This is a genomic window from Paraburkholderia elongata (genome assembly GCF_013177735.1).
In the GTDB taxonomy this organism is placed as follows: Bacteria; Pseudomonadota; Gammaproteobacteria; order Burkholderiales; family Burkholderiaceae; genus Paraburkholderia; species Paraburkholderia elongata.
In genome coordinates this window covers 1-7,525 of the sequence record NZ_WOEZ01000167.1, presented here as the reverse complement: position 1 = coordinate 7,525, position 7,525 = coordinate 1, and the positions used below count along the sequence as shown (strand labels likewise).

General features: G+C 62.9%; 9 protein-coding genes. All 9 read left to right on the top strand.

Annotated elements, in window-relative coordinates:
* The coding region (locus GNZ13_RS28835; RefSeq protein ID WP_172170913.1) for a chromate resistance protein ChrB domain-containing protein at positions 1 to 963 on the top strand (963 nt) is incomplete at its 5' end.
* Positions 960 to 2,132: a chromate transporter gene (locus tag GNZ13_RS28830; protein ID WP_172170911.1), complete on the top strand. Its 1,173-nt coding sequence runs from the start codon at positions 960 to 962 to the stop codon at positions 2,130 to 2,132. The genes GNZ13_RS28835 and GNZ13_RS28830, both read left to right, overlap by 4 nt.
* A gap of 50 nt (positions 2,133 to 2,182) precedes the next feature.
* Positions 2,183 to 2,917, top strand: a complete 735-nt coding sequence (locus GNZ13_RS28825; protein ID WP_236002233.1) for a superoxide dismutase — start codon at positions 2,183 to 2,185, stop codon at positions 2,915 to 2,917.
* Positions 2,918 to 2,977: 60 nt separating this feature from the next.
* The gene (locus GNZ13_RS28820) at positions 2,978 to 3,478 is read left to right on the top strand and encodes a hypothetical protein (protein WP_172170909.1); all 501 of its coding nucleotides are present in this window, start codon (positions 2,978 to 2,980) and stop codon (positions 3,476 to 3,478) included.
* A 37-nt stretch (positions 3,479 to 3,515) separates the two neighbouring features.
* Positions 3,516 to 4,106: a superoxide dismutase gene (locus tag GNZ13_RS28815; RefSeq protein ID WP_172170907.1), complete on the top strand. Its 591-nt coding sequence runs from the start codon at positions 3,516 to 3,518 to the stop codon at positions 4,104 to 4,106.
* A gap of 40 nt (positions 4,107 to 4,146) precedes the next feature.
* Positions 4,147 to 4,464: a hypothetical protein gene (locus GNZ13_RS28810; RefSeq protein ID WP_172170905.1), complete on the top strand. Its 318-nt coding sequence runs from the start codon at positions 4,147 to 4,149 to the stop codon at positions 4,462 to 4,464.
* 40 nt (positions 4,465 to 4,504) lie between these two features.
* On the top strand, positions 4,505 to 4,933 hold the full coding sequence (locus GNZ13_RS28805; protein ID WP_172170903.1) for a chromate resistance protein ChrB domain-containing protein: 429 nt from the start codon (positions 4,505 to 4,507) through the stop codon (positions 4,931 to 4,933).
* The gene (locus GNZ13_RS28800; protein ID WP_172170901.1) at positions 4,920 to 6,176 is read left to right on the top strand and encodes an MFS transporter; all 1,257 of its coding nucleotides are present in this window, start codon (positions 4,920 to 4,922) and stop codon (positions 6,174 to 6,176) included. The genes GNZ13_RS28805 and GNZ13_RS28800 overlap by 14 nt, the downstream gene beginning before the upstream one ends.
* Positions 6,177 to 6,186: 10 nt before the next feature.
* Positions 6,187 to 7,230, top strand: a complete 1,044-nt coding sequence (locus GNZ13_RS28795) for a YncE family protein (RefSeq protein ID WP_172170899.1) — start codon at positions 6,187 to 6,189, stop codon at positions 7,228 to 7,230.
* The last annotated feature ends 295 nt before the right edge of the window (positions 7,231 to 7,525 follow it).

Sequence of the window (7,525 nt, the reverse complement as noted above, 5' to 3'; positions counted from 1 at the left end):
TGGGCCGTACTGGTCCTGACCTTTCCCACCGAGAACGCTACCGCGCGAATGCGGGCATGGCGGGCGCTGAAAGCGAAGGGGTGCGCCGCCCTGCGTGACGGCATCTACCTGCTGCCGCACACCGCGGAGCGCGAAGACATGCTGCGCGACCTCGCCGACAGCATCGACGAAGCCGGCGGCACTGCGCATCTGCTGCGGGCGCAAAGTCTGGACTCGTCGCAGGAAGCGGACTTCCGCGCACTGTTCGATCGGAACGACGACTACGGGACCTTTGTCGCGTCACTGGGCGCTGCGCGGAAGACGCTCGGAGGCCAGGCACCAGCGGAGGTCACCCGCCTGTTGCGCCGCCTGCGCAAGGACTATGACGCGATCCGGACGATCGACTACTTCCCGGGCGCAGCATCGACCGACGCCGAAATCGCCTGGGAAGACTTTGCAGCGCTCGCGGATACGGTCCTGTCGCCGGGTGAGCCGCATGCGGCCGAGCGGGCCATCCGGCCGTTACGGCGCGACGAGTACCAGGCCCGCACGTGGGCAACCCGGCAACGGCTATGGGTCGATCGCGTCGCGAGCGCATGGCTGATCCGTCGCTTCATCGATCCGAAAGCAGGCTTCCTCTGGCTGGCTTCGCCGGAGGCCTGCCCGCCGGACGCACTCGGCTTCGATTTCGACGGCGCCGCCTTTACGCATATCGGCGAGCGCGTGACGTTTGAGGTACTGCTCGTGAGTTTCGGTCTCGACGACGACGCGGCGCTTCTTCGGCTCGGTGAAATGGTGCACGCGCTCGATGTCGGGGGCGCACCGGTGCCCGAGGCGATCGGCTTCGAAGCGGTGATGGCCGGCGCGCGGCAACGCGCATCGGACGACGACCAACTGCTCGATGAGATGAGTCGCGTGCTGGATTCGATCTACGCGCACTTTGCGACGAGCAAAAAAAATAGTGGTGCAGAGGGCCGTTCATGAACGCCACCACGGCGACCGCACCGAGCTACACGCTCGGCCAGATGGTCCTATACATGCTGCGGCTCGGTACCTTCGGTTTTGGCGGCCCGGTGGCGCTGGTCGGCTACATGCACCGCGACCTGGTCGAGCGCCGGACCTGGATCAGCGAACAGGACTACAAGGAGGGGCTGGCGCTGGCGCAAATGATGCCGGGTCCTCTTGCCGCACAACTCGGCATTTACCTCGGCTACGTGCATTACCGCGTCGTCGGCGCAACGGTAGCCGGTATCGCTTTCGTTCTGCCGTCGTTTCTGATGGTTGTGGCACTCGGCTGGGCCTACGCCCAGTATGGTGGCCTCTCCTGGATGCAGGCCGTCTTCTATGGCGTGGGTGCCGCGGTGGTCGGAATCATCGCGATGAGCGCGTACAAGCTGACCAGGAAGACCGTCGGCAAAGACAGGCTGCTGTGGGCGATATTCCTGTCGCTCGCGGTCGTGACCGTGGTCACCGAGTCCGAAATCGCGTGGCTGTTTATCGCGGGAGGCCTGCTCAACTGGTTCTGGCGTGCTCCGCCGAAATGGCTACACAAAAGCGGATTGAATGCGCTTGCCGTGACGCAGGCGCCCGGCATCAGCGGCGTCCTGAGTGGTCTTGATCTGCCGCTGCTCGGCCAGATCGGTTTGTTCTTCGCCAAGGCCGGTGCGTTCGTGTTCGGCTCGGGACTCGCAATCGTGCCCTTCCTCTACGGCGGCGTCGTGACCGAACATCACTGGCTTAACGACAAGCAGTTCGTCGACGCAGTGGCCGTGGCGATGATCACGCCGGGGCCGGTCGTGATCACGGTCGGCTTCATCGGTTACCTGGTCGCCGGATTTTCGGGCGCCTGCGTCGCCGCGCTCGGGACGTTCCTGCCGTGCTACCTGTTCACGGTGCTGCCGGCACCGTACTTCAAGAAATACGGCAAGTTACCTGCCGTCAAGGCGTTCGTTGATGGCATTACTGCGGCGGCTGTGGGCGCGATCACTGGCTCAGTCATTGTCATCGCGCGGCGCTCCATCGTCGACTGGCCGACTATCGTGCTTGCTCTTGCGACGGTCGTGTTGCTCTGGCGATTCAAGAAACTGCAGGAGCCGGTAGTTGTCGTTGCGGCTGCCCTGTTTGGTCTGGCTGTCTATCCGCTTATCCACTAGCACGCCATCTGAAGGCACGCGCGTGCGCGCAATCCACGAGGAACGTAATCATGGCAACACGTCGCACCTTCCTACAGGACACCGCGGCTGTCGGCGCGGGAATCCTGCTGGCCCAGACGCAAACCGTACGTGCGGCAGACGAGCCCCGTTACGCCGACAAGCTGACAGACGCGGACGGCAAGTATGCCGCTGCACCGCTGCCATTCGCCTACGACGCGCTTGAACCCGTTATCGATGCGCGCACCGTCGAACTGCACTACAACTTTCATCACAAGCCTGCTGTGGTTGCCGCGAACAAGGCTGAAGACAGCCTGGCGAAAGCGCGGGACACAAACGACTTTGCGCTGGTGAAGTTCTACGAGAAAGAACTCGCTTTCCAGCTTTCCAGCCACATCCTGCACACCATTTACTGGACCAGCATCTCGGGCAAAGGCGGTGAACCGACGGGCGATCTGGCAAAAACCATCGACAGAAATTTCGGCTCCTATGCGAAATTCAGGGCACAGCTGGTAGCCGCGACGATTGCTGTAGAAGCTTCCGGCTGGGGGATCGTTGGCTACCATCCTGCGACGGGCAAGCTGATGATCCTGCAGTGCGAGAACCATCAGAAGCTGACCGCCTGGGGCATCCAGCCCATCCTCATCCTCGACGTTTTCGAGCACGCGTACTACCTGAAGTACCAGAACCGGCGCAACGAATACGTCAACCAGCTGTTCAGCCTCATCAACTGGGACAACGTAGCGTTGAGAATGCAGGCGGCTTCGTCTGCCCGCAGACTGTCGTGACACGGGTGACGCACGAACGTCCGGAACCCGACTGACTGGCTACGGACTACGGAGACCATGATGGGACTTCGGACCAGATCCGGATGGCTTGGCGCGGTCAACGCGGACGGGCCGCAATGGGTTTTGCCGACCCGGGTCGCGGTCGGCGTGCTGCTTCTTTGCCCCATCGACGGGAGCATCCAGCAGCTGTTCACGTTCTATCACGTCGATAGGCCATCGTCGCTGTTCGGCATGGTTGCCACCGGCGCGATCCTTCGCGCCGTCGAGATCCTCGCCGGATTGAGTTTTGTTGCTGGCTTCGGAACAAGGCTGGCGGGGTATCCGGCCGTGGTCATTTTCGCCGTGCGGGCAGTGGCCAATTCCGCGAACTCATTTACCTGGTTGCGGGATGTCGTGAGCAGCGTCATCGTGCCCCACGGCGACTGGGGCTACGGCGCAATGTATTTCGGCGTAGCGCTGCTCCTTGGCGAGTTGCTCGGCGCTGGCAGCGGCCGCTGGTCGGTTGATCACTGGCTTTCAAAGAGACTCGGGACAGCCGGGAAGTCCGACTCCAGGCGTTGAAGAGACACAGACATTTTTGCTGCAACAGGAGAAACCCATGACCTGCCAGATGAAACCCCTGACCTGCGATCCAGCCAGACTCGCGGGCCTGTCTGAGAAGCTGATCGTCAGTCACTATGAGAACAATTACGGCGGCGCAGTCAAGCGCCTGAACGCAATCACCGCACAACTCGCCGGGATGGACGTGACCAGCGCGCCCGTGTTCGTGCTTAACGGACTCAAGCGCGAAGAACTGATCGCTGCGAATTCGGTGATCCTGCACGAGTCGTACTTCGACAGCCTGGGTGCCGACGGCAAGGTGAACGGCGATCTCGAAGAGGCGCTCACGCGGGACTTTGGCAGCGTCGAGCGCTGGACGGCTGAGTTCACCGCGATAGGCAAGGCGCTGGGCGGCGGATCCGGCTGGGTGTTACTGACCTGGTCGCCACGCCTCGGTCGCCTCACGAACCAGTGGGCGTCCGACCACGCGCACACGCTCGCTGACGGCGCGCCGATTCTCGCGCTCGATATGTACGAGCACTCATACCACATTGATTTCGGCGCAAAGGCTGGAGCCTATGTGGACGCCTTCATGCAGAACATCAACTGGACGAAGGTGGCGACGCGATTCGGCATACTTGGTGTCTGAACGACGTCGATAGCGCATCGCCACCAACCGGGAGCATGTCATGTCGATTCGTATTCATCCGCTGGCTCTGGCCGGTCTCGTTCTGGCCGCCGGCCTCGTGGTGTCCGGGTGCAAGGAGAGGCCGTCCGAAGGGCGCTATCAGGAAGCGGTCGGCCTGTCGCAGGTTCCGGCGCCCGTCAAGGCAACGATTGACCAGCAGGCACAGGGCCGCAGTGTCGGCGAGATCGAAAAGCAGACCGCGAAGGGCACGACACGCTATGCCGTCGCGCTGGGTTCCGGCAACCAGAAGCAGGAGCTGCTAATCGACGAGGGCGGAAAGGTGGTCGCCACCAACGCAGGCGAAGACGACGACGATTGAGCGACGACGCTCGCACATCACTGCTGTACGGAGAAGCATCATGAAATGGATCACACGCGAACGTCCCAAGGTTGACCGGATCGCCTGTCCCTGGCTGATCGTCAGGTTCATCGACAGGGAAGCCGAATTCCTTTACCTACCGCGCGATGACGTGCTGCGGGTCGCGCAGGAAACCGGTGCCATTCCCTGTGACGTGCCGAACGTCGAACTGGGTCACCACGGCGAACTGTGCAGCTTCGACGCGTTCCTGCAGAAGTATCAGCTGACCGAACCGGCGCTGCTGAAGCTCGCGCAGATCGTGCGTGGTGCGGATACCAGCCGGCTCGACCTCGCACCCGAAGCGAGCGGACTCCATGCGATTTCCGTGGGCCTGTCGCGCCATTTCGACGACGATCACGAACAGCTGCGGTACGGCATGGTTGTCTATGACGCGCTGTATGCCTGGTGTCAGGGCGATGCGCGCACCTAGGACAGCGGCCCCGATCACAGGTCGCGGCGCGATGTCGCGCCTGATGCTGCCCGCCGGTGCGGAGGCAAGCGCGCTGCCCCTGCTCATCGGCCGCGGGTTACGCGGCTTCTGCGACGGATTCGTCGCCGTGCTGCTGCCCGCGTACCTGCTCGCGCTCGGTTTCGCACAACTGGACGTCGGACTGGTCAGCAGCGCCACGCTGATCGGCTCGGCGGTGGCGACGATCCTGGTTGGAATGTTCGCCGGTCGCCACCCGCTGCGTCGCATGCTCACCCTGGCGGCAGGCTTGATGGCCGCGACCGGCATGGGCTTCGCCGGACTGTCGGCACTGTGGCCGCTGCTCGTCGTTGCGTTCATCGGAACGCTCAACCCCAGCTCAGGGGACGTCAGCCTGTTCCTGCCGCTGGAACTGGCACGTCTCGCTGGTTCGACCGCCGGGGACGCCCGTACGGCGATATTCGCCCGTTACAGTCTGGTGGGCGCGGTGTCCGCCGCGACAGGCGCGTTGGCGGCCGCGATTCCGGGCTGGCTCGTCGCGCATGCGGGCCTGTCACTGCTCGCAGCCCTGCGCGCGATGTTCGGCGTTTATGCGCTGGTTGGCATCGCGCTATGGTTCCTCTATCGCAGGCTGCCCGAGCCGCAGTCGCAGGACCGGTCGCGCAGTGCACCGCTGGGTCCGTCGCGTGGGATCGTCACGCGACTCGCGCTGCTTTTCAGTGTGGACGCATTTGCCGGCGGCCTGGTCGTGAACTCGTTGCTGTCGCTGTGGCTGATGCAGCGCTTTGGGCTTTCCCTCGGCGCGGCCGGGCAGTTTTTCTTCTGGGCGGGTCTGTTGACCGCAGGCTCGCAACTCGCTGCGGTACCACTGGCTCGCAAGATCGGTTTGCTGAACACGATGGTGTTCACCCATATCCCGTCCAGCCTCTGCCTGATTGCAGCTGCGTTCGCGCCGTCCTTGCTGCCGACTCTGGCGCTATTGCTCGTGCGCAGCGCGCTGTCGCAAATGGACGTACCAACCCGGACCGCCTACGTGATGGCGGTGGTGACGCCGCCCGAGCGCCCGGCGGCTGCAAGCTTCACGTCGGTACCCAGAAGCCTTGCTGCGGCGCTCGGCCCCACGCTGGCCGGCGCGCTGCTGGCAATGGGCTGGGTCGGCGCCCCACTTGTCGCCTGCGGCCTGCTGAAGATTGCCTATGACCTCACGATACTGGGGGCATTCCGACGGGTGAAGCTCACTGATTGAATTTCGCATCATGAATACACTTTGGCCTTGGCCTGCTGCTCGTTGGCTGCTTCCTGTCGCGTGCGCTATCGCTGCTGCGCTGGGGGCCGCTGTGTTCTCGGCGTCAGGTGCGGACGACGGTGTTGAGTTGGGCGGCCTGCCGTTGAAGCAGGTCGCCGACGTTCCGCTGGGCGGACGGCCGACCCGACTCGACTACGCAAGCGTTGACCCGGATCGTCACCTGCTGTTCATCGCCCATCTGGGCGACGGCGAGGTCGTCGTGTTCGACACGCGCGCTGGCCGCGTCGTTGCCCGGATTCCGGACGTCGCCTCGGTGCATGGCGTGTTAGCGATTCCCGAACTGTCACGCGTGTATGCGTCGGCCACCGGTTCAAATGAGATCGTCGCGATCGACGAAACCACACTAAAAATCACCGCGCGCATGCCGGGCGGCAGCTACCCGGACGGCATGGCCTACGCGCACGATGTGCACAAGCTCTATGTCTCCGACGAAACGGGCGAGACTGAGACGGTGATCGACGTTCGCTCGAACACGCGGATTGCGACGATCCCGCTCGGCGGCGAGGTCGGCAATACCCAGTACGATCCGGTTTCCCGGCACATTTTTGTGAACGTGCAATCCCGAAGGAAGCTGGTCGAAATCGACCCGGCCAACGACCGGATCCTCGCGCAGATCAATCTGCCGGGCGCGCGGGGCAATCACGGCCTGCTGATCGATCCGCAGCAACGACTCGCTTTCATCGCCTGCGAAGGCAATGACAAGCTGCTGGTGCTCGACATGCACACGATGCACGTTACGTCGTCCTTCGACGTCGGTCAGGATCCGGACGTCCTGGCCTTCGACCCGCAACTGCATCTGCTTTACGTCGCTGGCGAAGCCGGTATCGTCTCGATGTTCAAAGTCAAAGCGGGCCAGGTGTCGAAGATCGGCGACGGCCGCGTCGGGCCCAATGCGCATATCGTCGCGGTGGATGACTCGACGCATCATGCCTACTTCCCGCTCAGGAATGTTCAGGGACAGGCGACGTTGCGCATCATGGCGCCGCAAGGCTGAGGCCGTCGCGGCGCGGCCGAGCGGTCGAACACTTCGGCGAACGGCGAAATCGCTCCCTGCTCCCCGGGAAGACAGCCAACGTGGTAGAGGGAGGCATTTCAAATCCATTTGACGGGCGAGACTTCCAGTTGACCGTACCGCCCCCATTACGGCCTCAGGGTCGCCTAATCCCAGCTTTAGCTTCTGAAATTGCTGGAACCCGCATCAGTTGTAGGGTTCGGCAATTTTTTAGTAGTCCTATGTAGCCATGTAATTCACATTATCACCTTGATTTTTCGCTCATGCTTTGCTTTTA

Bases quoted from the DNA above. Each gene is read 5' to 3' on its own strand.
- GNZ13_RS28800 (WP_172170901.1), top strand. From the start codon at position 4,920: ATGCGCGCACCTAGGACAGCGGCCCCGATCACAGGTCGCGGCGCGATG.
- GNZ13_RS28815 (WP_172170907.1), top strand. From the start codon at position 3,516: ATGACCTGCCAGATGAAACCCCTGACCTGCGATCCAGCCAGACTCGCG.
- GNZ13_RS28805 (WP_172170903.1), top strand. From the start codon at position 4,505: ATGAAATGGATCACACGCGAACGTCCCAAGGTTGACCGGATCGCCTGT.
- GNZ13_RS28795 (WP_172170899.1), top strand. From the start codon at position 6,187: ATGAATACACTTTGGCCTTGGCCTGCTGCTCGTTGGCTGCTTCCTGTC.
- GNZ13_RS28825 (WP_236002233.1), top strand. From the start codon at position 2,183: ATGGCAACACGTCGCACCTTCCTACAGGACACCGCGGCTGTCGGCGCG.
- GNZ13_RS28820 (WP_172170909.1), top strand. From the start codon at position 2,978: ATGGGACTTCGGACCAGATCCGGATGGCTTGGCGCGGTCAACGCGGAC.
- GNZ13_RS28810 (WP_172170905.1), top strand. From the start codon at position 4,147: ATGTCGATTCGTATTCATCCGCTGGCTCTGGCCGGTCTCGTTCTGGCC.
- GNZ13_RS28830 (WP_172170911.1), top strand. From the start codon at position 960: ATGAACGCCACCACGGCGACCGCACCGAGCTACACGCTCGGCCAGATG.